We start from the raw sequence: 22930 nt of genomic DNA on the forward strand, positions 1-22930 counted from the left end.
AGCACTCCTTAATAAGTTTGTCTGAATAATTATCACTGATTTGTAGTTGCACTTCTCACAGAGAAGCATAACTACGAGCTAAAGACAGAGATTTTACATTTCGTGGTATAATGAGGTCTGTTTGTGCTGATTTACTTGATTAGAATTTAAATGTAGTCCGCACAGTTCCCACAACAATACTACTATTATTGTCATCATGTTCGGGATTTGTAATCACAAATAAACCTGGAGTGATGGAAATATTATCAGTGACTTGCAACTTATAAAATCCCTCTATATGTAAGGATGTATCTCTATCACTAACAAGACTACTACTTGTAACCTTGGGTGGCATTCCGACAATTAAACCTGCTAAATTACCCTTACCACCTAAATCTGGCATGGCTAAAGTCACAGCATAATTCCAAATATCTGCTGTAGCATTACTCACCTGGGAATCTGCTTTGATATAACCCACCCAACCGGAAAGAATCAAATTCGGGTTAATTCGCAAACTTGTTTCTAAACCGAAAGCATCGCTACTGGTAGAAACGTTACCAAAAGGTCTACGAGCGATGAGACTACCAGTACTACCAGTTAAATTTACCCCACTTTCACTGCCACCAGCATAATAGGAATGGAGATAAGTTAAGGCAATTCCAAAATTATCAGATGCTTGGAAAGTAACATTTCCTAATGCAGCATAATTGCCATCAAATAAACCATTTTTGTCAGTCGGTAATGCAGCATCCGTTGTTAAGTAAGCAAAAGCTAAATTTGTGCTTTGATTTAATTGGTAATTAAGTCCTAATCCTGTTCCCTCAATAGAGCGAAGAATGGGATTGTAGCGACCAAAACGAGATATGGAACCACTACTACTACTTTCTAAAGGATTCAAAGGTTCGGCAATATCGTTTAATTCCATTTCCGATGCAGCAAGGGTAATTCTCAGGCGATCGCCAACGGGAAACTGATAATATAATTCCTGCAACCCCAAATCATTCCCACTATCCTCTTCAAAACCCAAACGAGTCATCCGAGTTCCGGTGACACTATCATCTAACTCGGCAATATTTCCCGCTTCTAAACGCATATTTAAAGTATCTTTCCCCGTAAAACTCGTCACCAAATCTAAACGGGTGCGTTGACCGAGGGTGATATTGTTATCAAAGCTAGAGTTATTATCTTGGCGATTGCCAAAAATCCCCGTGATTCCTAAAATTACCTCACCTTCGAGTTTGGTAGTCGTGGAAAACTGATTTGCTTCTAACTCAGCAGTTTTTGCTTCTACTGCATCAACTCGACTGCGAAGGGTAGCTAATTCCCCAGCAAATTCCTCTTGTAGTCTGACTAATGTCTCTAAATCCTCTTTAGTCGCATATTTTTGCCAATTTTCACCCATCAACTCGCTGACTCTTTGCAAGCAACTATTTAAACCTGCGGCAAATTCGTATCGTGTGATTCCTCGATTTCCCCTGTAGGTTCCATTGGGATACCCAGCAATACAACCATAACGTTCTACCAAAGATTGTAATGCTTGAAAAGCCCAATCCGTGGGTTGTACATCTGCAAGTTGAGAAACGGACGTGGTTTGCGATATATTCGAGGAATCAGATTGTATTTCTGTTGCCAAGCTGAAATTGGCAGTAGTGATAATTTTGACACTAATACTCAGAGATATCAGTAAACCCTGGTATAGCTTTGAAGATATAGAGATAAACATTTTGTCGTAGTTCCTTTAAATTGCACCTGATTTTGATACGTTTAGTTTCTAAAAATTATACTCGGTGCATATCAGTGTGTTAAACCTTCAAAAGGTAATTTCCGATGAAAGTTCTACCATTAATACAAAATTCGGGTTTTGCTCTGCTGGCAATATCTGCTACCCTGATAGCTGCTTCACCATCCCCAGCAGGTGCAGCGATGATGACCTATAATTTCACTGGTACAGTCACTGAACTGTATGGTAATGGAACACCGCTACAGGAGTTACGCGGTACTCGTTTGGGGGACTCCATTTTTGGTACTTTTAGCTTTGATGATCAAGTGCCGGAAATTTTTCCGAATGAGATACCTTTAACTAGTTTTCAATCGAATATATCTCCAAGTCTTCTGGCTTTTAGTGCAGGAACATTTAATACTTTAACTGGAAATATTACTTTACCTCGCCCCAATCTGACAGGTGCACCAATATTTTTAGCTTTTAGTACTAACCAAGGGAAATTTGGCTTTTCTGCTAGGAATACAGCAATAATTGGTACTTACAATGCGGTAAAAATTCCCGAAACAACATCTATATTAGGTTTAGGGATATTGGCTGGTTTCGGAATAGTGGGAATTCAGAGAAAGCGATTAAAGTAAGGAGTAATAAGTAAGGAGTAATAAGTAATTAGATAATTATTAATTGGTCTAATGGAGTATGTTTAATAGTTATAGGACTTACCTTTGGTAAAATTGAGAGAACGGGCAAAGATTGCCCATTCCACAAAAGTTTGCTTTTTGACTAACTTCTGTGATTGTTCCCAACTAGTTGATTTTCCCGATTCTCTGTATTCACATAGTTGGTAGATACAGAATAGGAATTCATTTGTGCTTTGAGTGATGTTACAGGCATTCCATGTAACATACCAGACAAGGCGACGGAAAGCATAAAACCGCCAGTAGCAGCAGCAATTAAAGAAATATTGTCTCTCACAGTACTCAGTTTAAATTACAAGTAATTTGGTCATCTAGTCGTCAAGGAAAAAACTTGACTAGATAGACTGGTGAATCTTAACTATTTTCGGATACTATTCTGCCTTCTCAATTTAGGATTGACAAACTCATTTAATCCTTCGCCGAGTAGGGATAACCCAACTACCATGATAGTCATAGCTAAACCAGGAAAGAGAGTTGTCCACCAAATACCTGTGGGTAGGGCTTCGAGGGCTAGTTTCAAATCATACCCCCATTCTGGAGTTTCTTCGGGAAGTCCTAAGCCGAGGAAGCCTAAACCGCCCAATACAAGGATTGCGTCGGCAGCGTTGAGGGTGAAGAGTACGGGAACACTCTGAATCACGTTGAAAAATAGATACTTCGTTAATACTTGCCAGGTATTTGCCCCCATGGCTTGAGCTGCTTCGATAAATAGCTCTGTTTTGACGCTGACAGTGTGGTTACGCACTACGCGATAATACTGGGGAATATAGGCAATACTAATGGCGATCGCGGCGTTTAAAATGCCTCTACCGACAACAAAGGCTAAAGTCACGGACAGTAGTAAACCAGGTAAGGTATAAATACTATCCATAAAAAATAGGAAAATTTTGTCTACATTCCCACCGAGATAACCACTCAACATCCCCAAAGGTACGCCAATCATCATACTTAAAGCAGTTGCCAGTAACACCACTTGGAGGGCTGCTTGGGCACCAAATAAGCTACGGGAGAAGACATCGTATCCTTGACGACTTGTACCAAACCAATATTTCCCGGAGGGGGGTTGATGAATTGGGTTAACTAGGGAATCGGTGGGGTTTTGAATCCATCCCCAAGATTGCAATAGGGGAGCAAATAAAGCAATGAGAACAAAAGATAAGGTAATAGCGAACCCCAGATACATCAGTATTTGTGACAGGCTAGAATTGCGAGGAAAACGCAGAAGTCTACCCAGGGGAGGTTTAGAAATTGCCATGGGGATAAATTGGAGATTTTAGTCGGAAATTGACTATACAAAATTAGATTGGTGATATTATAGCCATCTCTATGAGCGAATTTGAGATTTAGAATTAAATTCAGCCAGAGTAATTGTAGACTATCCGACAGCAGCCACCTAGTACAGCACGGGGGAAATAAAGCAACTAGTCAAAATCGACAAAATGCTTATGCTGTATTAATTTTGTTAGCGTTAGCTTCGCTATACTACGTAAACACGTAGCATGTCGCTCTGCAACTCAGATCGAAGAGAGCAGGGAGCAAGAGGCATTTTTAATTCCGCGTAGCACTACTAGGGCGATCGCCAAAATCTAGACTATCAATCAGGAATAATTATTAAGACTTGGCAATTAACTCCAATTCTTCCCGAATACTTAATGGCTGATATCCTAAACTAAATGCCTTGGAACTATCTAAAGAAACATCCTGAGGGCGGGGTGCAGCCATTTTCACATCTTGCTGACGACAGGATTTTAAATTAGCTCCTGGTAATTGCAATATCTCTACCATTAACTTGCCGAAATCATAGCGAGAAATTCGTTCTTTTCCCCCTAGATGAATTATCCCTTTAAATGTTTCCATAGCTAATAACAATCCTTGGGCTGCGGTGACTCCACTCACTGGTGTGCGAAATTCATCGACAAATAAATTTAGTTCCTTACCTGCTGCTAAAGTCTGGATAAAACCTTGCATAAAACTTGTAGCTGTCGGTGTAGCAGCACCAAACATTAAGGGCATTCTACAGATAGTTGCCTGGGGATATCTGGTAAGAATTTCTAGTTCGGCTTGGACTTTTTGCTCACCATAAATATTCACAGGAGAAACGGAGTCTGTTTCCTTATAGGGAGCATTTAAACCATTAAAAACTAAATCTGTGGAAGTAAACACATAGGGAATGGAATTATCTGCACAAATTCCCGCCAAATTTGCCGCCGCAGTCACATTTATCTTGTAAGATTCCTGGGGATAGGTTTGACAGTAGTTTGGTTGTGACTGAGCAGCAGTATGAATCACTGCATCCGGTTGAATATCTTTAAATAATTGCTTAACGGCGGAATATTCGCTGATATCTAAAGGTAAAACTTGAGTCTGGGGAATATGGAGAGGTTTAGTACTGTAGGTGCTGTAGACATCCCATTTTTGTTTGGCTTGATGACAAATATGCCATCCCAGGAAACCACTCCCACCTGTAATCAAGATTTTTTTCATTTTTTGATAGTCAAAAATAAAAAATTACTTCATTGAAAATATCAGTATTTTTTCTGCCGATATTATCGTAATTAATTATAATATGACGTTGTTACAAGTTTATTGAGAGTAGAGATATTCTGTGTTCATACCTCTACTCTCTACCAAGTATTAATGAAATGATAGTGAAAATTTCAGTCTTATTTGATATTCACATCTTCGTAGATTTCAGCCATTGGCATTGTCATGTTGACTGACATAAAATCGACGCTTGCCCATGGTGATTGATAGGTGACTAAATTCCAACTGCCGTAGTTATTTTTGCGATAAATATCTACTTTCATTTCTGACTGAGAAATTAATACGTATTCATTGAGACTTTCTATTTCCGAGTAGTGCATTCTTTTTTCATAACGGCTAACTCTTTCTGTCGTTGAGGAGAAAACTTCTACTACTAAACAGGGGTTGGTTTTGAATTTTCTCTCTCTATCAAAGGAGTTTTTCGTTACAAATATTTCGGGATGATAAAAAATATTTGATTGGGGAATGGACAATCTCATCTCTGAAGAAAAAACTCGATATCCTGTACCATGAAGATGGGTACGCAGTCTCGTGAGCAAATTTGCTGTGATAATTCTGCTCTCTTGATTATGATTTAGAACAGGATATAGTTGTCCTGCAACATATTCATGACGAACAAAGCTGCTTAACTCTAGCTTGAGGTATTCGTCAACAGTTGTATGGGATTTTTGTGCTTGTGAAATCATGCCTGATGTAGATGCTAAATTGTCTGGTGAACATTAGAATGTAAAATGCTGTGCATAGTAAACTTGATTTGACAAAACCATTTGCTTTATCAAATTAAATTTGCTACTCTTGTCAAGATTTATGGCACTTAAGACATATCTCAACTTAACTGAATATTTGTTTTACATCCTATAGATTAATGTTTCCCAGTTTTGAGAAAAAAATAACATAATGACACACAAAATATATTCCCATGCTCAAACGTACAGGAATCGGTAATTTGCAGTCATCCTAGGTGCAATTTCTGGAAATATCTAATTAATGAGTTCTTGAAAGCGTTTGTGATGGCGAACTTTGTGGAAGTCTGCGTCTGTTTTGGCTAATTTGATATATTTCGTGGGGTCTAGTTTTATCGCTGTTTGGAGATTGGCGATCGCCTTGTCCGCATCTCCTGCCAAAGCATAGGCACAAGCCTTATTATAATACGCTAAATCTTTGTCTGGCTTAATCCTAATTGCCTTATCATAGGATATCAAGGCGTCTGCATACTTTTGCATTTTTGTCAACGCTATCCCACGATTAATCCAGGCTTCATATTTATCTGGTTTGAGGCTTAAGGTTTGGTCGTAGGATGTTAGGGCTTGTTGGTAGTCTTTGGTGATAAGTAGGGTATTGCCGCGATTGTACCATGCTTCATTTTTTTGGGAATTGAGGGCGATCGCTCGCTCATAGGAAATGAGAGCATCGGGATAAAGTTTTAAAGCAGTCAGGGCATTTCCCCGGTTAATCCAGACTTCAGCAATATCTGGGTTGAGAAAAATTGCCCGATTATAGGCGACAATAGCAGCTTGATATTGATGGGAATTTAATAAGCTATTGCCTTGATTGAAGAAATCTTCGGCTTTTTGATTAGTTGGTGTCGGTTTAATTACCTGAGAAACGCTAATTTCTCGCACTACTTGCTTGCTGTGTTTGCTTGTAGAGTTGAAGAAATTTCCACAGCCCAACATAAATACAGTCAAAAAGCCAGTTGTGAATAAGGAACGCCAACCGACCATGTAGCACCTGTATAACTCATTTAGTCATCATACAATGATTTTCCTCACTAAACTGTATTTGGACATACGGAAGTGGAATGGGTGATGGGTAATGAGTGATGGGTAATGGGTGATGAGTAATGGGTAATGGGTAATGGGGGGTTATGGGTATGGGATATAAATTGTGTATGCAGAAAACGCAAAATTCTCTTTCCCCCTGCTCCCTGCTCCCCACTCCCCCTGCTCCCCCTGCTCCCTGCTTCCTTCCCCCTGCTCCCTGCTCCCTGCTCCCCCTCCTCCCAGCATCCTGCTATAACTTGTATGGTGACAATACCTATATTTTTATCAGTATTCCTGTTTAGATATCATCATGCCAACTGATTATAATTCTGCCCCATCTCCCAATTCAGAACCAATATCAGACAAGAATTTACAGCCTGATGATTTTGATGGTGCTAGCGAAAATGGGATTACTGAGCATGAACTGGCAACACAACAAGCTTTAGCCGCGATCGCTGCTTTGCAGTCTCCCCAAAATACCACTGCTTTACAGAAATCTCATTCAAATTACAAACTACGCAATGGTGTATTTGTCAAGCCTAGAGCCTTATTCTTAATTATTGTGGCGATCGCTCTGACAATTGTGGGAATTGCCCTAAATAACCTGATTTTGGGAATTGTCGGGATTCTCGTCACCTTAATATTATCCCTAGCAATTGTCTTACCATGGTTGCAAAAAGTTGCTGATGAGTGGTTCTCTTCTGAAGAAAGAGCCTTATTTATTTCATTTTCCGGGATTATTGTCGCTGGAATTGGCTTTGTGAAATTTAGTGGTTTAGGCGATCGCCTAGTTGCCATTGGACGCAAAATTAACTGGGAAGTATCGGGAACCCTCGCAGATTGGTTTGCAGCTTTGGGGCAAATTCTCATTGCCATTATTGCCGTATATGTAGCTTGGCGACAATATGTGATTTCCAAGGATTTGACGATTCAACAAAACCTACTAACTGTCCAACAAAATATTATTACCCAACAGCAAACCATCGATTCCTACTTCCAGGGTGTATCCGATTTAGTCTTAGATGAGGAAGGATTGCTTGAAGATTGGCCCCAGGAGCGGGCGATCGCCGAAGGTAGAACCGCCGCAATTCTCAGTAGTGTAGATGGCAATGGTAAAGCCAAAATCATTAGATTTCTTTCCCGTTCCCGATTACTCACACCCCTAAAACGCGATCAACATCTCGGTCGTCCCATTCTCGATGGTAGCGGAGGATACGCAGAAGACCGTGAAAACGGTTTACGGGTAATTGACCTGGGAGTGATGTTAGCAGGTTCTGACCTAGGTGATACAGACCTGCGGTGGACAGATTTAAGCGAAGCTAACCTCGTGAGAGCAAATATGCAAAACTGCGATTTAGTCAAAGCCAATCTATCCCGCACAATCTTATACAATGCCAACCTCAGTGGTGCAGACCTGAACGGCGCAAGATTTTTCTATGGGAGAGTCGAAACTGCCTCCCCCCGCGATCGCACCCAACCCCCCAACTATCAAACAGGAGAACAAACTGGTGCGGTTGTGGAAAATGCTGACTTCACGGGAGTGAAAAGGATGTCAGAACCTACCCGCTGTTACTGCTGTGCATGGGGTGGCGAGAAAACCAGAAGCACTATCCCCGGAGGATGTGAAGGTATTCCCAATAAGTTGGGGAAATGACCGTCGCTTTGCTCCAATTCAAAATTAAGCCATCACCATTCCCCCATCCACATTAAATACCTGCCCAGTAATATATGCTGCTGCTGAGTCAGCTGCTAAAAAGCGCACCATCCCACCGATTTCCTCTGGTTGTCCGTAGCGCCCCAGGGGAATAAATTTTAAAATTTCTTCTGTATTACTCAAACCGCTTGTCATATCTGTGGCAATGAAACCAGGGGCAACTGCATTCACGGTAATTCCACGGGGAGCTAATTCTTTGGCGACGGTTTTGGTAAAACCAATTACCCCAGCTTTGGCAGCACTGTAGTTTGCTTGTCCTGGGTTGCCCATTTGTCCAGCAACGGAGGCAATGTTAATAATTCTCCCGGAGCGTTGCTTGAGCATAATTTTACTGGCGGCACGGGTACATAAAAATACACCTGTTAAATTTAGGTCTATGACTGCCTGCCAGTCTTCCGGCTTCATGCGGAGTAGGAGAGTGTCACGGGTAATACCTGCGTTATTCACCAGAATATCCACACGGCTAAATTTTTCCATCACCGTGTTAATCAAAGTATCTACTTGATCTGCTTTGGAGACATCTGCTTGGAGAGCGATCGCGGTTCCACCGGCTGTGGTAATTTCTGCGACTAACTCATCGGCTGCTTGACTAGAACTTGCATAGTTGACAACTACAGTTGCTCCATATTTAGCTAATTCCTGAGCGATCGCCCTGCCAATACCCCGTGATGCACCAGTCACAATTGCTACTTGTCCCCGCAGATTTTGGAGATTTTCTGGTAAAAGTTGCATTTTTCTGCCTCCACATACTTAACTGACCGCGCTAATTATCTTATCGGCAATGGGGTACAGGGAGACGAAGAGTAGGAAAATTTTGATGGGCGATCGCCCCAGTCCAAGACGTTCCAACGGTACATCTCTACGGGTTTATGATGTGGCAAACATTTGGAAAATCGCTATTATTTCTCCCGTCTGTGGCTTTTTTGCTCAAAAACAGGAGAGAATGAAATCAGGGTGGATTTGGGTGCATCGGAGAATTTGATGATTGACCACGACCGTTTATTTAAGGAATTAATTTCCACATTTTTTATAGAATTTTTAGAGTTATTTCTGTCGCAAGTTACTAGTCAAATCAATTACGACTCAGTTGAGTTTCTACCCCAATAAGTATTTAATGATGTCACCTCTGGAGAAAAAAAGGAAATTGATTTATTAGTCAAGGTGCGCTATCGGCAGCAGGAAACCTGTTTTTTAATCCACATCGAAAATCAATCCTACAGTCAGTCGGAATTTGCCAAGCGCATGTTTAAATATTTTGCTCGCTTGCATGAAAAATACGATTTACCGATTTATCCAGTGGTGATTTTTTCCTTTGATGAACCAAAACGTCCAGAACCACAAAATTATCGAGTTAGCTTTCCTGATTTGCAGGTGTTGGATTTTAATTTTGCCGCAATTCAATTAAATCAATTAAGTTGGCGAGATTATTTGACCCAACAAAACCCCGTAGCAGTTGCACTGATGGCAAAGATGAATATCCCCACCTCAGAGCGTCCCCAGGTAAAAGCTGAGTGCTTGCGCTTACTGACAACCTTAAGGTTAGACCATTTCACGAAAATAGTGAAACAGATACAAACCCTGAAAGTCTGACTAGATAAGACTTTCTTAATTACGAATTACGAATTACGAATTACGAATTGGTATTAGACCCTGCACGAATGCAATTAATTTCCGGTTTTGTCGATGTGTATTTGGATTTGAACGCTCTAGAGGAGGAATTGTTTAATGCCACTATCGATAGAATGGGATTAATTGAGGAGGAAGAATATATGGAAATAGTTACAAGTTGGGAACGTAAAGGTCGTCAAGAAGGTTTGCAAGAAGCACAGGAAACGATTGCTCAGAACCTATTACGGGAAGGTTTAGCTGTGGAATTTGTTGTTCGAGTCACTGGGTTAACTCAAGAACGGGTACAGGAGTTACAAGTGCAGTTACAACACAATGATTGATATATAGAAATAGTCAAAAAGAGAATAGGGAGAGAGACCCGATAAATAAATTTAGGAGTTGGAAGCAGGTATGATTCCTGGTGCTGCGTGCCTTAGAATAAATATTGTGGTATGATATCTACTCCTTGTCATCATATTCAATTAACTTGAAACCCCAGGGTTTGAGAGCAGCGATCGCGATTTCCCTATCTATCCCTTCATACACTTCCCATTCATCCTTGTGTTCTTTAGGATGTCCTTCTCCAACATTGCCAGCGACCTTGATTACAGGTAAATTAATTATGCGATCGCGCTCCAGTCTTTTGGGAATTGCTAATCTGATTTTGTGCCCGATAAACTTTGACGTACTGGAATTAGCTACAGATTCGCGGATTAGACAAATATCACCAGCATCCCCCCAAGTAGTTTTGTAGATGTAGAGGAAGGAAATATAAGTTTCTGGTTTGATGGTTCTTTTGAGAACTTGCATTATTTGTAATCTTTACTTAGTAATCTTTGCTGACAAATGAAGGCTAATTTAGCCAGAATTAGCTATTACCAGCATAACTGAAATTATCAGAAAATTTCCGAAATTTCATTAATAGTTAATATTGAGAAAATTAACAATTTGTCACGACGACGAAAACTAGATTCATGGGAATTTCATCTGAATCTTGATTTTGTTGTAGCTACTCATCGCAATCAACTCAAAATCTCTTCCTCATCAGATTTGACATCTAGAATAACTCGATTATCACTGTTGCCAAACTTTAATCACTCCATCATGGCTACTGCTGATAATACTACTACCATCGGGACTAAAAATTACTGCATGGATTGATTCTGCTTGTCCAGTTAAGCTATCAATTAATTGACCGTGTTCTAAATCCCATAATTTAATTGTTTTATCCCGACTACCACTCACTAAAATATTACCTTGGGGGTGGATTGCCAGGGTTGTCACCCAATCGGTATGTCCGTTGAGAATGTGGGTTTTGCTGCGGGTTTCCATATCCCACAGATGAATTGTCATATCTCGACTGCCACTAGCTAGGATTTTACCATTAGGAGTGATGGCAAGGCTGTATATCCAGTCAGTGTGACCTGTTAATGTGTGTAATAAATTACCTTTTCCTAGATTCCAGATTTTAATGGTGTTATCTCGGCTACCACTAACTAAAGTTTGATTATCTGGGGTGATTGCTAGGGTAGAGATGGCATCTGTATGAGCTTTGGTGCTGCGCACTTGGTATACTACCGGTAATTGCCACAGGCGAATCATGTTATCTCTACTACCTGTTGCGAGAATTTTGCCATCGGAGGTAAGAGCGATCGCCATCACGGAATCAGCGTGTGCTTTCAAGCTGCGGATAATTTTGCCTGTGTTGCAATCCCAAGCTTTCAGGGATTTATCTAAGCTGCCACTGTAGAGAATTTGACTATCGGGGCTAAATCCTAGGGAGGTGAACCAAGTTGATTGTCGCAGAATTCCTGAGGGGGAACTTAGGGTTTTCAGGAGACTGCCACTACTGAGGCTCCAGAGTTTTATGGTGTTGTCATCGCTACCACTGGCAAGCATTTGACCGTTGGGGCTAATTGCTAGAGAACGAACAGCTACCGGGTGTCCAGTTAGGGTTTGGACACAATGCCAAGAATTATTCCCTGTAATTACCGATGGTGATTTTGTATTAGTAGTGGCGGTATTTTTAGGAGGAGTAATGATGGTGGGGGGAATATCTGGGGATAGGATAGCAGCATTGATATCGTGGATGACTTGTTCAACGGTTTGATAGCGATCGCCTACCCTATCTTGAAGTAGCTTATTTAACACGCTGGCTAATTTGCTGCTAATGGTATTACCCTGCTGTTGTAACTCTTCTTCCCACAACCAAGTCGATTCCCAAGGATTATAGAGGTTTGCTGGATGAATTCCCGTGAGTAAATGCACACAGGTAGCACCTAAAGCATATAAATCACTTGCAGGGTATGCTTCACCGAAACGAATCTGTTCATCCGGTGCGTAACCTGGAGTACCGGCAATGGTTCCTCGATTACTAGAAATGATAGTTCCACTTGCTTGCTTAGAAATACCAAAATCGATTAAAACCAGAGAGCGATCGCCCTGTCGCATAATTAAATTTTCTGGCTTAATATCCCGATGAATTACCCCTCGCGTATGGATATATTGCAAGACAGGTAAAATATCCGTCAAAACCTGCCAAATTTGACTTTCTCCATAGACACCATTTTGCTGCAATTCCTGCAATAAATTCTGCCCATCAATAAATTCCTGTACCAAATATAAGCGTTTATCCTGTTCAAAATAAGCCAACAAATTCGGGATACAATTATGCTTCCCTAACTCGTATAAACGCATCGCTTCTTGATTAAATAATTCTACTGCCTTTGCTAAAGCTACCGAGTTACCCTGAATCTCGTGAGAAGGCGAAAACTGTTTAATCACACAGGTTTCCTGCATCCTATCCTGATCTACTGCCAAATAAGTCTTACCAAACCCCCCTTCACCCAATTGTCGATTTGCGCGGTATCTATCCTTGAGGAGCAACTTAGAACCGCAACTAATACAAAACTTGGCATCTTGGGCATTTTCTGGTCTTTGGCAACTAGGATTAAGACAGTAACTCATAGCTGTAAAATAGACTTATAAATTAATCATCAACATCACATCTGCATTTTTCTGAAAAATCGCCAATTATCTGCAAACTATTCAGTTATCAGCTACTAGGTGATGGTTAAATCATCAAGAAAATCTCCCTGATTCCCTATTCAACTACTACTCCCAGATATCCCACTGTAAATTATCATCAACCACAGCATCACACCAAACCCAATCCAAATCATCTCCCTGACTGTAAAAGATTCGTTAACTGGTAAATCGGGTAACTGACGTTGCCAGTAATAATTCATCGTTTTCAACACTCGCAATAAAGGTAAAAAAGAAAACAATCCTACCCAACTGAGAGTATCCCCACCCCACCACAAAAGGAAAAAGAATATCCAATAAAAAATAGTCGTTTGTAAAGGTGAATATTTTTTTCTATACCCTTCTTCTTCTGCCAGAGCAAAGGCTTTCTGAGATAAATCATATATATATAAGGGTAAAAAAATTGCCCTCAACCAAGGATTAATATTTAAATTTTCTCGTTCCTTGAGATATTTCCACTGTTTATGTGCCCAAGGTACTTGATAAAAGCCCCAGGTAAAAAGGGACAAGGTATAGAATTTCCATGGCGGCAGAATCGGGGAATATTGATTATTTGATATATTCATTTTATATTGCTAATTTAAAATCATCTTCCTAGGAACTATATCAAGTCTTCACCTATTCCATCAACTTGCTTTTAACAGCAATTATATTTACTATCTGAAACTTATATAAATCATACCCTTATACTTTATAGTAGGAATCATCTACCTTGGCGATTCACTATCATTTCGTTACTATTTATTTGCAAATATTTTTTTGCAGGTAATATCATCATCAACAGCTTAATTAGTTGGGAATAATATTTTCTTTGTACTTAACCCTCTATTAACTCAATCATCAACATATTATATGGTAGCTTTTATTATCCATTCTGACTAGGCAACTTCGTAAAAATTTAGCGCTCCCTAGACTAGATATGCAAAAACTAGGTTTGTTTCTGATTATTGCTTCTTTCTTACCTTGGATAGCAATTCCCTCCCTGTTACCCTTCCTACCCCTATCGACTGCTCACAAAGCAATTTTAGTTCCTGCATTATTAATCCTCGCGGAGATATTATGGTGGACAGGAGTATTGATTGTTGGGACTAAAACAGCACAAAAATACAAGCAGTATCTGAGTCTCAAAAAACTTTGGCATGGAATCAAAAAAAATTGGCAACGGCGATAGAATGGATAAAATAATAGGAGCGATCGCCACTATTATTCATGATAAGATTTTTACTAAAATGTTGAATCAACGCTTAAATAAACAACTAGATTTTATTATTGAAATTGACCGATTGAAGCACATTCTTCGCCAAACATTACTCACCGATGCTTCTCGTCGAGAAAATACCGCCGAGCATTCCTGGCATATTGCAGTCATGGCAATCATTTTCGCAGAATATGCCCCCAAAAATGTTGATATTTTGCAAGTCATCAAAATGTTATTAATTCATGACTTAGTAGAAATTGATGCCGGGGACACTTTTTGCTACGATATCCAAGGAAACCAAGATAAAGCCCAACGAGAAACCCAAGCAGCAAACCGTCTTTTTGGACTTTTACCCCTAGAGCAAGGTCAAGAGTTGCGTGTATTGTGGGAAGAGTTTGAAGCACAAAACACCCCTACAGCAAAATTTGCAGCTGCCTTAGATCGCATTCAACCCTTTCTACACAATGTCCAGACTGAAGGTGGTACTTGGCGTATCCATGGTATTTCCCGTAGTCAGGTCATGAAAAGAATGGAACCTGTAGCTGATGGTACACCAGAATTGTGGTCATCAGTGCAAAAAATGATAGAATATTGCGTTGCTGCTGGATATTTAAAAGATGCTTAATTCCCAGGGAAAATAGAGAATTTTCGATATGATGAAACCGGAGAATATCGCTGCATTCTCTCTAGGTCATTTCCCATTCCCTAACTCATAAATAAAGATGCAATTATCGACAATTTATTTAATTTTATATAGTAAACCCGGATGTCATCTGTGTGAAGGCTTACAGGAAAAGTTAGCACAAATTACCAACCTCAAATTAGAAGTAGAAATCAGAGATATCACTACCCGTGAAGATTGGTTTCAAGCCTACCAATATGAGATACCCGTCTTAATTTTATGTCATCCAGATGGCAAACAAGAAACCATTCCTCGTCCCTCTCCTAGGGCAAATGTACAACAATTAGAAAACCTTTTACAAAAATATACTTCCTCAAGTTAAACAAAAGTAATCTGTTTGTATCTGCTGCAAAACTAACTCCGTAGATTGTGTTAACTGCGTCACAAAGACTCCCGTTTCTTCCGTAATATCCGATGTCACCCACATCCCCTTGAGAGTAATTTCCCAATACTCACCATCGCACTCAGAAATTGTTATCTCACCAGTGGTGGCGATCGCCTTTAAATGAGATTTGTAAGGAGAGTTCGCCACAATCAAAAAAGATGCGGTATTACTTGCAATATGTAACGGAATACCAGTTTGTAAGCCCAATACAACCCTAGTATTTATCCAATGAGAGTAATCTACTGTTAAGTATTCCAAGCTAAAGCTGTTATCAGTATAGGTGAGTTTTAACATATCACTTCTGACTCCTGTCCTATTTTATATCGGCTGCAACCGGCAGTTTTATGCAAGGGCAGAAAAGCTTCTATGGTTTTTCCCTACCTGATTTTCATCCCAGGAAAGGGTTTGACATATTACCCAGTCAAAAAAATTATAGTTATAATAAGAGCGCCAGTGAATACGGTGTCGATTCTGGCGCGGATGTCAATGGATTTATTCGGTTGCTCATTGTAAGTAATACTTGAGCAATGCGCCAAGGGGTTGTACCACTCAGGGGTATGACCCCTTATAATTTTTCAACTTTGTTGAAGCTCTACAGCAAGGGTAATAGTCAAGGATGCCTACCCTACAATATGGGATAATTCATTTCTTAGTCTTCCCCTCCCTGGATTATGCTTAATTCTCCGTCATCCCAGTTATCCCAAAAAATTCTCTGGCAACAGCGACTGACACCCTATTTATTTTTGCTTCCTGCCTTAATTATTTTACTCTTGACGGTGTTTATTCCGGCACTACAGGCTTTTTACTTGAGTTTCACACGAATTGAAGATATTACCCTACCAGCAGAATGGGTGGGGGGCAAGAATTTTATCCGCTTGGCAAAGGATAAGGTGTTTTGGCAAGCCTTAGGTAACACTATTTTATATTTGGTTTGTGTTGTACCTATATTAGTTTTTGCTCCCCTAGGTTTGGCGATTTTAGTGAATCGGAAATTACGAGGTATCAATTGGTTCCGTGCAGCCTATTACACACCCGTAATTATTTCTATGGTTGTGGCAGGAATTGCTTTTCGCTGGTTGTATGCGGAGAATGGCATCTTAAATCAGTTACTCAAATATCTGCGAATTTCCTCGGAGGGTGTGGAGTGGTTAACTAGCCCCAAACTAGCTTTATTCAGCGTGATGGTAGTGACTGTTTGGAAGGGTTTGGGATATTACATGGTGATTTACTTAGCTGGGTTACAGTCAATTTCTGGAGATGTTTATGAAGCTGCGGCGATCGACGGTTCCGATGGTTGGCGCAAACACTGGGATATAACTATACCTTTGATGCGTCCCTACTTGGCTTTAGTGGCAGTCATCTCCGCAATTTCGGCGACAAAAGTCTTTGAAGAAGTATATATTATGACTTCTGGAGGACCACGTAACAGTTCTAATACGATTGTGCATTATCTTTATCAGCAGGGGTTTTCGTCTTTGTATGGTTTTAATATCAGTTACGCCTGTACTATTGGTTTAGTGTTATTTTTAATCATTTTATTGTTGTCGGTGTTACGGTTGGTGGTGAGTCGTAGTACTGGTGAGCTTTAGGGGTTTGGGATAATTCATCTTGCAGCTAGGGGGAAACCGGATTTGCTGCTGCAACCCTCAAATAACCTCTTGCTCTGAAAAGAAAATCAATGTTTTTGGGAATTTTTAATAAATTCTAGGTATTTGGCACTGCCAATAGTTTATATTTAGCGATTGGGTGGAAAAGCAGCCACTGGCTCTACAAACACGGTAGGCTTCAGTTACAACCGTTCTCATACCGTGCAAGAGGTGTGGGTGTAACGCTGGGTGACGCTGAAATCAAATACAGCTTTTCTGGCAGCTTGCTTAACTGGTACGGATAAACATTAAACTAAAAAGTCCATCTAGTCCATCGACCGCATTACCTCTAGCTAGAAAATCAGCAATCATGTCTAAGGTTCTTGTCTCCGATCCAATTGATCAGGCTGGGATTGATATCCTATCCCAAGTCGCTACAGTTGATGTCAAAACCAATCTCAAACCTCAAGAACTAGTACAAATTATCGGTGATTATGATGCACTGATGATTCGTTCTGGAACCCGCGTCACTCAGGAAATTATTGAAGCTGGCACGAATTTAAAAATTATTGGTCGTGCTGGCGTTGGCGTGGATAATGTAGATGTGTCTGCGGCTACTCGTCAAGGGATTGTCGTCGTTAATTCTCCCGAAGGTAACACGATTGCTGCTGCGGAACACGCTTTAGCAATGATGCTTGCTCTGTCAAGACATATCCCCGATGCTAACGCTTCTGTGAAACGGGGAGAATGGGATCGCAAAACTTTTGTGGGTGCGGAAGTTTACAAAAAAACCATCGGTATCGTTGGTTTAGGTAAGATTGGTTCCCATGTGGCAAATGTTGCCAAAGCTTTGGGAATGAAACTTTTAGCATTTGACCCCTTTATTTCCAGAGAGCGAGCAGAAGAAATTGGCTGCCAATTGGTGGAGATGGATTTACTTATCCAGCAAGCAGACTACATTACCCTGCACATCCCCAAAACCAAGGAAACTACCCACCTAATTAACACTGCGATGTTGGCAAAAATGAAGCCCAACGCCAGAATTATTAACTGTGCTAGGGGTGGGATTATTGACGAGGAAGCCTTAGCAACGGCAATCAAGGAAGGCAAAATCGCCGGTGCTGCTTTGGATGTGTTTGAAGCAGAACCCCTGGGAGAATCCTCCCTGCGGGCTTTGGGCAAAGAAATGATTTTGACACCTCACCTCGGTGCTTCTACGGTGGAAGCCCAAGAAAACGTGGCTATTGACGTAGCCGAGCAAATTCGGGATGTATTATTAGGACTACCTGCCCGTTCCGCAGTCAATATTCCTGGTTTAGGACCTGATGTTCTCGAAGAACTCAAACCCTATATGCAGCTAGCAGAAACCCTAGGCAAGCTTGTGGGGCAATTAGCTGGGGGTAGGGTGGAAATGCTAACTATTCGTTTGCAAGGGGAATTGGCGACGAATAAGAGTCAACCCCTGGTGATTGCCGCATTGAAAGGACTACTTTACCAAGCTCTGCGGGAGCGGGTGAATTATGTTAATGCCAGCATTGAGGCAAAAGAAAGGGGTATCCGAGTGATTGAAACCCGTGATGCTTCCATTAAAGACTATGCTGGTTCGATTCATTTGGAAGCAACAGGTAACTTGGGAACCCACGCTGTCACGGGTGCGCTCTTAGGTGATGGGGAAATTCGTTTAACCAATCTTGATGGTTTCCCGATTAACGTACCTCCAAGCCAGCATATGTTATTTACCCTGCACCGTGATATGCCTGGAATTATTGGTAAACTCGGCTCACTGTTGGGTAGCTATAACGTGAACATTGCCAGTATGCAAGTAGGACGAAAAATCGTTCGGGGTGATGCGGTAATGGTTCTCAGCTTGGATGATCCCCTTCCCGATGGCATTGTGGCGGAGATTACCAAGGAAAATGGTATTCGCGATGCGTACACAGTGACGTTGTAGAGTGGGTAGTGGGGGATAGGGAATGGAAATAGTTGACAGGTGACAGGTGGCAAGAAAAATTGATTTCACTCTTACCCTTTCCCCCTTCCTAGAATAATTTTCCCCTTACCCTTTCCCCTTCCTATACCCTTATTCTCAAACCCAAAATTCGGATGACTAATACTTGGTGGGAGTTACAAATTGTTTGTGAACCAGTGCTGGAAGATTCTATCTTTTGGCGATTGGGGGTTTTTGGTTGTCGGGGGACAGCAAGTGAGAGACAGGGGGAATATAGCTTGGTGCGGGGGTATTTGCCGCAATTTCAAGCACAAATTTTGGATTTAGCGGCTTTGTCGTTGTGGTTGCGTCAGGATGCTTTGTGTGTGGGTGCGACAGCACCGAGCTTGCAATGGCGGACAATTGATGAGGAAGATTGGGCAAGTAGTTGGAAGGAACATTGGCATCCTCAAGAAATTGGCGATCGCTTCTTGATTAATCCAGCTTGGCTACCGATGCCAGAAGATACATCGCGGTTGGTAATTCGTCTTGACCCTGGTGTCGCCTTTGGTACAGGTAATCATGCCACAACCCAGCTCTGCTTAGAGTCCTTAGAAATGCGCTTCAGTGATACGGCAACATCCTTTGTCGGTGAGCAGAAAACAGCCAAACCACCAGTGATTGCAGATATCGGCTGTGGTTCAGGAATTCTCTCCATCGGTGCAGTTTTATTGGGAGCAGAGCAAATTTATGCGGTGGATATTGACCCCTTAGCAGTCAAATCTACGGGGGAAAACTGCGAGTTAAATAGTATAGAAAAAGGCAAAATTATTGTCGGTGAGGGCAGTGTGGATGCGTTACAAAAATTACTCCCGGCTCCAGTGGATGGCATCGTTTGTAATATCCTCGCCCATGTGATCATTGATTTAGTCCCAGAAATTACCGCGATCGCCAAACCCACAACTTGGGCAGTTTTTAGCGGTATCCTCGTCGAGCAATCGAAATCAGTTGCTGATGCTTTAGAAAAGCATGGTTGGGTGGTAGCAACACTTTGGAAACGAAAGGAATGGTGTTGTTTGAATGTCCGCAGAAGTTAGGGAGTGGGGTAATTATTAATTATGATTAATTATGCTTTTTGTAATGATTAATCAATAAAACCCTACACTCCTGTACTTTTTTTACGCTTTTACAAGAAATTTTGAATAGTTCTGACTAAATCATTTGCTCTGAGCGCTCCTTCAATACGGTGTACAGCTTCTCCTTTTTTGAAAAGTACCAGTGTTGGTAAAGCTTCGATGCGGTATTGGGTGGCGATTTGGGGATACTTCTCTGTATCTATTTTCACCACACGAATTTGCCCTTGTAGTTGAGCGTTAGCCATTTCTAGCTCTTTTGCCATCATTTGACAAGGACCACACCAGTCAGCATAAAAATCTACTAATACAGGTAAATCCGCATCGGATAACATTTCTTCAAAGCTATCGAACTGCTTTTTAGTCGCCATATAAGCACCTATTTTTTATAGTCTGATTTTAATCCTAGTCAAAAATTTTTGGTCAGGAATTAATTATTAAATTCAAGTTAAACTTCATCTATGCTTGGGAACTGATGCACTAACTTATGTTCCTAGGTTCTTGATTCAACTGCATCATTTACAGCATACTAATTTCAGTTAAATACTAATCTAAGGGCAAGGATGCCCACAACCCAATTATTGAAAGCACCATAATCAAGACAATTTTCCCGTGACGTTTATTCATTCCGTGGGTAAAAATTTATGACTTCTGCTATCAATTTATTTTCTTCAGTACAACTGGGTTCCCACACCCTACCCAATCGGATAGTTATGGCTCCCATGACTCGTTTACGTGCGGTTGAGTCAATTCCCACTGCTCTGATGGCAGAATACTATGCTCAAAGGGCATCCGCAGGGTTAATTATTACCGAATGTACTATGGTTTCCCCTCTCAGCCATGGATACATGAATTGCCCAGGAATTTATAGTCAGGAGCAAGTACAAGGATGGCAGCAAGTCACTAAAGCAGTCCATGAAAAAAATGGCAAAATCTTCTTGCAACTGTGGCACAGTGGACGCATTACTCACCCCGCACTGTTAAATGGAGAGTCACCCGTAGCACCTAGCGCGATCGCCGCTGTCGGAACCCTACATACTCCCATCGGTAAGGTGGAATTAGCACCCCCTCGCGCTCTAGAAACCGCAGAAATTCCCCAAATCGTCGAGCAGTTTCGTCAAGGTGCTGCAAATGCGATGGCAGCAGGTTTTGATGGTGTGGAGTTACACGGAGCTTTTGGCTATCTCATCGATCAATTCCTTCAGGATGGTTCTAACCAACGCCGGGATGCATATGGTGCTTCCATTGCCAACCGTGCCCGATTTTTATTAGAAGTAGTAGAAGCTGTGAGTAGTGTTTGCAGTGGCGATCGCCTAGGGATTCGACTTTCCCCCAGTAATACCTTCTACGGAATGCAAGACTCAAACCCGAAAGCTACCTTTAGCTATGTTCTCCAAGCACTGAATGAATTTAACCTTGCTTACTTGCATTTAATGGAACCCAATGAAAACGATTTGGCAACCCGTGAGGTAATTAACCCCGTACTCGCAACTTTTCGCCCCTTCTATCAAGGAACAATTATTACCAATGGTGGCTATGATCAAACAACGGGAAATGCTGTAATTGCCTCCGGTGACGCTGATTTAGTCTCCTTTGGCAGATTATTTATTGCCAACCCCGATTTACCCCATCGCTGGCAAATCAGCGCTCCCTTAAATCCTCCTAACCCTGGGACTTTCTATGGTTTAGGTACTGAAGGTTTAGATAAGGGATATACCGATTATCCAGCATTGTATACATGAAGGATGAAGCCAAGGGATGTAAGTAACCATCATGAACTGCGTACACCAGGACAGATGAAAATAGGCATTGGGCATTAATTATTAGAACCAGAAAAATTAGAAAATAACACACCTTAGAAAGGTCTATTCCTAGGTGCAATTTGGTATTTCATCCACCACTACAATTTATCCTTACAGGCTTAGGACAATCATTGCGTATAAGCACGGATCCTTTGGATTTAATCCTGGATTCATAGCCTCATTTTCGGGGAGATTGGACTTTATCTTTGAAGCTTTGAAGAACTTTCAAGAAAAGTATTGGCAGATTTAATTCCGTGGAAGAATAATTATAGCAGGTAGTAAAAACTACATTTTCCTAAACCAAACTTACTGAGTAACTATGAAAACGAAAATTATTGGAATTGCTTCAACTCTACTATGTACAGCGACAGTACTTTGTTCAGGAGCTAGCTCTGCTGAGGCGGCAAATCTGGTGGTCAATGGAGGTTTTGAAGCCTCCGGTCTCCAAAATGGCACCTGGAACCACTTTGGTGCAGGCGAAGTTCTAGGCTGGATCCCGACCGCAGGCAGCAGAATTGAAATCCGCAACAATGTCGTAGGAACTGCTTATGAAGGTCAGCACTTTGCCGAAGTTGATAGCCACTACTATGACATAAATGCTCCTGAGATTGGCTTTTTTCAGGACATCGCAACGGAGATTGGTAAACAGTATAAGCTTTCTTTTGCCTACGGACCTCGTCAGGAGCAAAGGGTAAACGGCGATAATTTATTCTCGGCTTCCTTCGGAAATTTCATTCAAGAGTTTAATGCGGGTAACAGCAACGACGGATGGAAAACTTTTACTCAAACCATTACTGCTACAAGTACAAATACCCGCTTAAAGTTCTTATCTCTGGGCATACGTGACACATTGGGTGCAAACGTAGATGATGTGTCTGTCGTAGCCGTACCCGAACCCGCTTCAATGTTAGGATTACTTGCGATTGGTGCGATTGGTGCAGCTTCCACCCTGAAGCAAACGAAAAAGCAAGAAGCATAAAGAACTTTTGGTGTTGCTGATTGAAAGTATTAATGTGTCTCACTCAGAGGCGCAAAGACGCAAATAATCGTTGTTGAATCAGGACAAAAATTCAAATTCATACTCCGATTCAGCAATGCCGAACTTTTTAATGATTTCTCCAATCCATAATCAGTGAGCAGTAATTA

The 22930-nt window shown here is 41.2% G+C and carries 24 protein-coding genes and 1 pseudogene; 13 read left to right on the top strand and 12 right to left on the bottom strand.

Annotation, left to right across the window (positions count from 1 at the left end):
• Nucleotides 1-139 precede the first annotated feature (139 nt).
• The gene (locus IJ00_RS06765; protein WP_035151260.1) at nucleotides 140-1702 is read right to left on the bottom strand and encodes an iron uptake porin; all 1563 of its coding nucleotides are present in this window, start codon (nucleotides 1700-1702) and stop codon (nucleotides 140-142) included.
• A 104-nt stretch (nucleotides 1703-1806) separates the two neighbouring features.
• Here IJ00_RS06765 and IJ00_RS06770 point away from each other — a divergent pair, with 104 nt between their 5' ends.
• Nucleotides 1807-2340: a hypothetical protein gene (locus IJ00_RS06770; protein WP_035151262.1), complete on the top strand. Its 534-nt coding sequence runs from the start codon at nucleotides 1807-1809 to the stop codon at nucleotides 2338-2340.
• Nucleotides 2341-2482: 142 nt separating this feature from the next.
• On the opposite strand, the gene IJ00_RS27570 is transcribed toward IJ00_RS06770, so the two are convergent.
• The 5 genes from IJ00_RS27570 to IJ00_RS06790 form a co-directional block, all read right to left on the bottom strand.
• Nucleotides 2483-2674 (bottom strand): hypothetical protein, encoded by a 192-nt coding sequence (locus tag IJ00_RS27570; protein ID WP_035151266.1) that lies wholly within the window; start codon nucleotides 2672-2674, stop codon nucleotides 2483-2485.
• Between the two features lie 81 nt (nucleotides 2675-2755).
• Nucleotides 2756-3652: an ABC transporter permease gene (locus IJ00_RS06775; RefSeq protein WP_035151268.1), complete on the bottom strand. Its 897-nt coding sequence runs from the start codon at nucleotides 3650-3652 to the stop codon at nucleotides 2756-2758.
• 356 nt (nucleotides 3653-4008) lie between these two features.
• Entirely contained in the window at nucleotides 4009-4881 is an 873-nt protein-coding gene (locus IJ00_RS06780; RefSeq protein WP_035151272.1) for an NAD(P)-dependent oxidoreductase, read from the bottom strand.
• A 179-nt stretch (nucleotides 4882-5060) separates the two neighbouring features.
• On the bottom strand, nucleotides 5061-5627 hold the full coding sequence (locus tag IJ00_RS06785) for a Uma2 family endonuclease (RefSeq protein WP_035151275.1): 567 nt from the start codon (nucleotides 5625-5627) through the stop codon (nucleotides 5061-5063).
• A gap of 294 nt (nucleotides 5628-5921) precedes the next feature.
• Nucleotides 5922-6665, bottom strand: coding sequence for a tetratricopeptide repeat protein (locus IJ00_RS06790; protein ID WP_035151277.1), 744 nt, complete (start codon nucleotides 6663-6665; stop codon nucleotides 5922-5924).
• A 349-nt stretch (nucleotides 6666-7014) separates the two neighbouring features.
• Between IJ00_RS06790 and IJ00_RS06800 the strand changes: the two genes are divergently transcribed.
• Complete coding sequence (locus IJ00_RS06800; RefSeq protein WP_035151283.1) at nucleotides 7015-8358, top strand: pentapeptide repeat-containing protein; 1344 nt, start codon at nucleotides 7015-7017, stop codon at nucleotides 8356-8358.
• 24 nt (nucleotides 8359-8382) lie between these two features.
• Here IJ00_RS06800 and fabG read toward each other — a convergent pair whose 3' ends face one another.
• Complete coding sequence (fabG, locus tag IJ00_RS06805) at nucleotides 8383-9150, bottom strand: 3-oxoacyl-[acyl-carrier-protein] reductase (RefSeq protein WP_035151286.1); 768 nt, start codon at nucleotides 9148-9150, stop codon at nucleotides 8383-8385.
• 85 nt (nucleotides 9151-9235) lie between these two features.
• On the opposite strand from fabG, the gene IJ00_RS28815 reads away from it, so the two are divergent.
• The 3 genes and pseudogenes from IJ00_RS28815 to IJ00_RS27585 all read left to right on the top strand — a co-directional run bounded on the left by IJ00_RS28815 (nucleotide 9236) and on the right by IJ00_RS27585 (nucleotide 10367).
• On the top strand, nucleotides 9236-9400 hold the full coding sequence (locus IJ00_RS28815) for a hypothetical protein (protein ID WP_168163435.1): 165 nt from the start codon (nucleotides 9236-9238) through the stop codon (nucleotides 9398-9400).
• A gap of 179 nt (nucleotides 9401-9579) precedes the next feature.
• Nucleotides 9580-9957, top strand: a pseudogene (locus tag IJ00_RS27580) (hypothetical protein); the annotation flags it as partial.
• Nucleotides 9958-10055: 98 nt separating this feature from the next.
• A complete protein-coding gene (locus tag IJ00_RS27585) occupies nucleotides 10056-10367 on the top strand; it encodes a hypothetical protein (protein WP_144415998.1) in 312 nt (103 codons plus the stop codon).
• Between the two features lie 118 nt (nucleotides 10368-10485).
• On the opposite strand, the gene IJ00_RS06820 is transcribed toward IJ00_RS27585, so the two are convergent.
• The 3 genes from IJ00_RS06820 to IJ00_RS06830 form a co-directional block, all read right to left on the bottom strand.
• Entirely contained in the window at nucleotides 10486-10836 is a 351-nt protein-coding gene (locus IJ00_RS06820; protein ID WP_035151289.1) for a hypothetical protein, read from the bottom strand.
• Nucleotides 10837-11100: 264 nt separating this feature from the next.
• Nucleotides 11101-12993 (bottom strand): WD40 repeat domain-containing serine/threonine-protein kinase, encoded by a 1893-nt coding sequence (locus IJ00_RS06825; RefSeq protein ID WP_035151292.1) that lies wholly within the window; start codon nucleotides 12991-12993, stop codon nucleotides 11101-11103.
• A gap of 140 nt (nucleotides 12994-13133) precedes the next feature.
• The gene (locus tag IJ00_RS06830; RefSeq protein WP_035151296.1) at nucleotides 13134-13637 is read right to left on the bottom strand and encodes a hypothetical protein; all 504 of its coding nucleotides are present in this window, start codon (nucleotides 13635-13637) and stop codon (nucleotides 13134-13136) included.
• 353 nt (nucleotides 13638-13990) lie between these two features.
• Between IJ00_RS06830 and IJ00_RS06835 the strand changes: the two genes are divergently transcribed.
• The 3 genes from IJ00_RS06835 (at nucleotide 13991) to IJ00_RS06845 (ending at nucleotide 15273) form a co-directional block, all read left to right on the top strand.
• Nucleotides 13991-14242, top strand: a complete 252-nt coding sequence (locus tag IJ00_RS06835; protein ID WP_035151299.1) for a transporter suffix domain-containing protein — start codon at nucleotides 13991-13993, stop codon at nucleotides 14240-14242.
• A gap of 1 nt (nucleotide 14243) precedes the next feature.
• Entirely contained in the window at nucleotides 14244-14894 is a 651-nt protein-coding gene (locus tag IJ00_RS06840; RefSeq protein WP_339366887.1) for an HD domain-containing protein, read from the top strand.
• 112 nt (nucleotides 14895-15006) lie between these two features.
• A complete protein-coding gene (locus tag IJ00_RS06845) occupies nucleotides 15007-15273 on the top strand; it encodes a glutaredoxin family protein (RefSeq protein WP_035158567.1) in 267 nt (88 codons plus the stop codon).
• Here the strand turns inward: IJ00_RS06845 and IJ00_RS06850 are convergent.
• Nucleotides 15265-15630 carry an alr0857 family protein gene (locus tag IJ00_RS06850; protein WP_035151302.1) on the bottom strand — a complete coding sequence of 122 codons (366 nt, stop codon included), beginning with the start codon at nucleotides 15628-15630 and terminating at the stop codon, nucleotides 15265-15267. The two genes, IJ00_RS06845 and IJ00_RS06850, sit on opposite strands and share 9 nt — an antisense overlap.
• Before the next feature lie 377 nt (nucleotides 15631-16007).
• Between IJ00_RS06850 and IJ00_RS06860 the strand changes: the two genes are divergently transcribed.
• From IJ00_RS06860 to prmA, 3 genes are all read left to right on the top strand, one after another.
• Nucleotides 16008-16925 (top strand): carbohydrate ABC transporter permease, encoded by a 918-nt coding sequence (locus IJ00_RS06860; protein WP_035151307.1) that lies wholly within the window; start codon nucleotides 16008-16010, stop codon nucleotides 16923-16925.
• Nucleotides 16926-17292: 367 nt separating this feature from the next.
• Nucleotides 17293-18873: a phosphoglycerate dehydrogenase gene (serA, locus tag IJ00_RS06865; protein WP_035151310.1), complete on the top strand. Its 1581-nt coding sequence runs from the start codon at nucleotides 17293-17295 to the stop codon at nucleotides 18871-18873.
• 152 nt (nucleotides 18874-19025) lie between these two features.
• On the top strand, nucleotides 19026-19946 hold the full coding sequence (gene prmA, locus IJ00_RS06870; RefSeq protein WP_035151313.1) for a 50S ribosomal protein L11 methyltransferase: 921 nt from the start codon (nucleotides 19026-19028) through the stop codon (nucleotides 19944-19946).
• Nucleotides 19947-20035: 89 nt separating this feature from the next.
• Here the strand turns inward: prmA and trxA are convergent, their stop codons facing one another.
• A complete protein-coding gene (trxA, locus tag IJ00_RS06875) occupies nucleotides 20036-20353 on the bottom strand; it encodes a thioredoxin (RefSeq protein ID WP_035151315.1) in 318 nt (105 codons plus the stop codon).
• Nucleotides 20354-20626: 273 nt separating this feature from the next.
• Here trxA and IJ00_RS06880 point away from each other — a divergent pair, with 273 nt between their 5' ends.
• Complete coding sequence (locus tag IJ00_RS06880; protein ID WP_035151317.1) at nucleotides 20627-21724, top strand: alkene reductase; 1098 nt, start codon at nucleotides 20627-20629, stop codon at nucleotides 21722-21724.
• 379 nt (nucleotides 21725-22103) lie between these two features.
• Entirely contained in the window at nucleotides 22104-22763 is a 660-nt protein-coding gene (locus IJ00_RS06885; RefSeq protein ID WP_035151319.1) for a PEP-CTERM sorting domain-containing protein, read from the top strand.
• Nucleotides 22764-22930: the final 167 nt, after the last annotated feature.

The sequence above is a fragment of the Calothrix sp. 336/3 genome, from assembly GCF_000734895.2.
Lineage (GTDB): Bacteria > Cyanobacteriota > Cyanobacteriia > Cyanobacteriales > Nostocaceae > 336-3.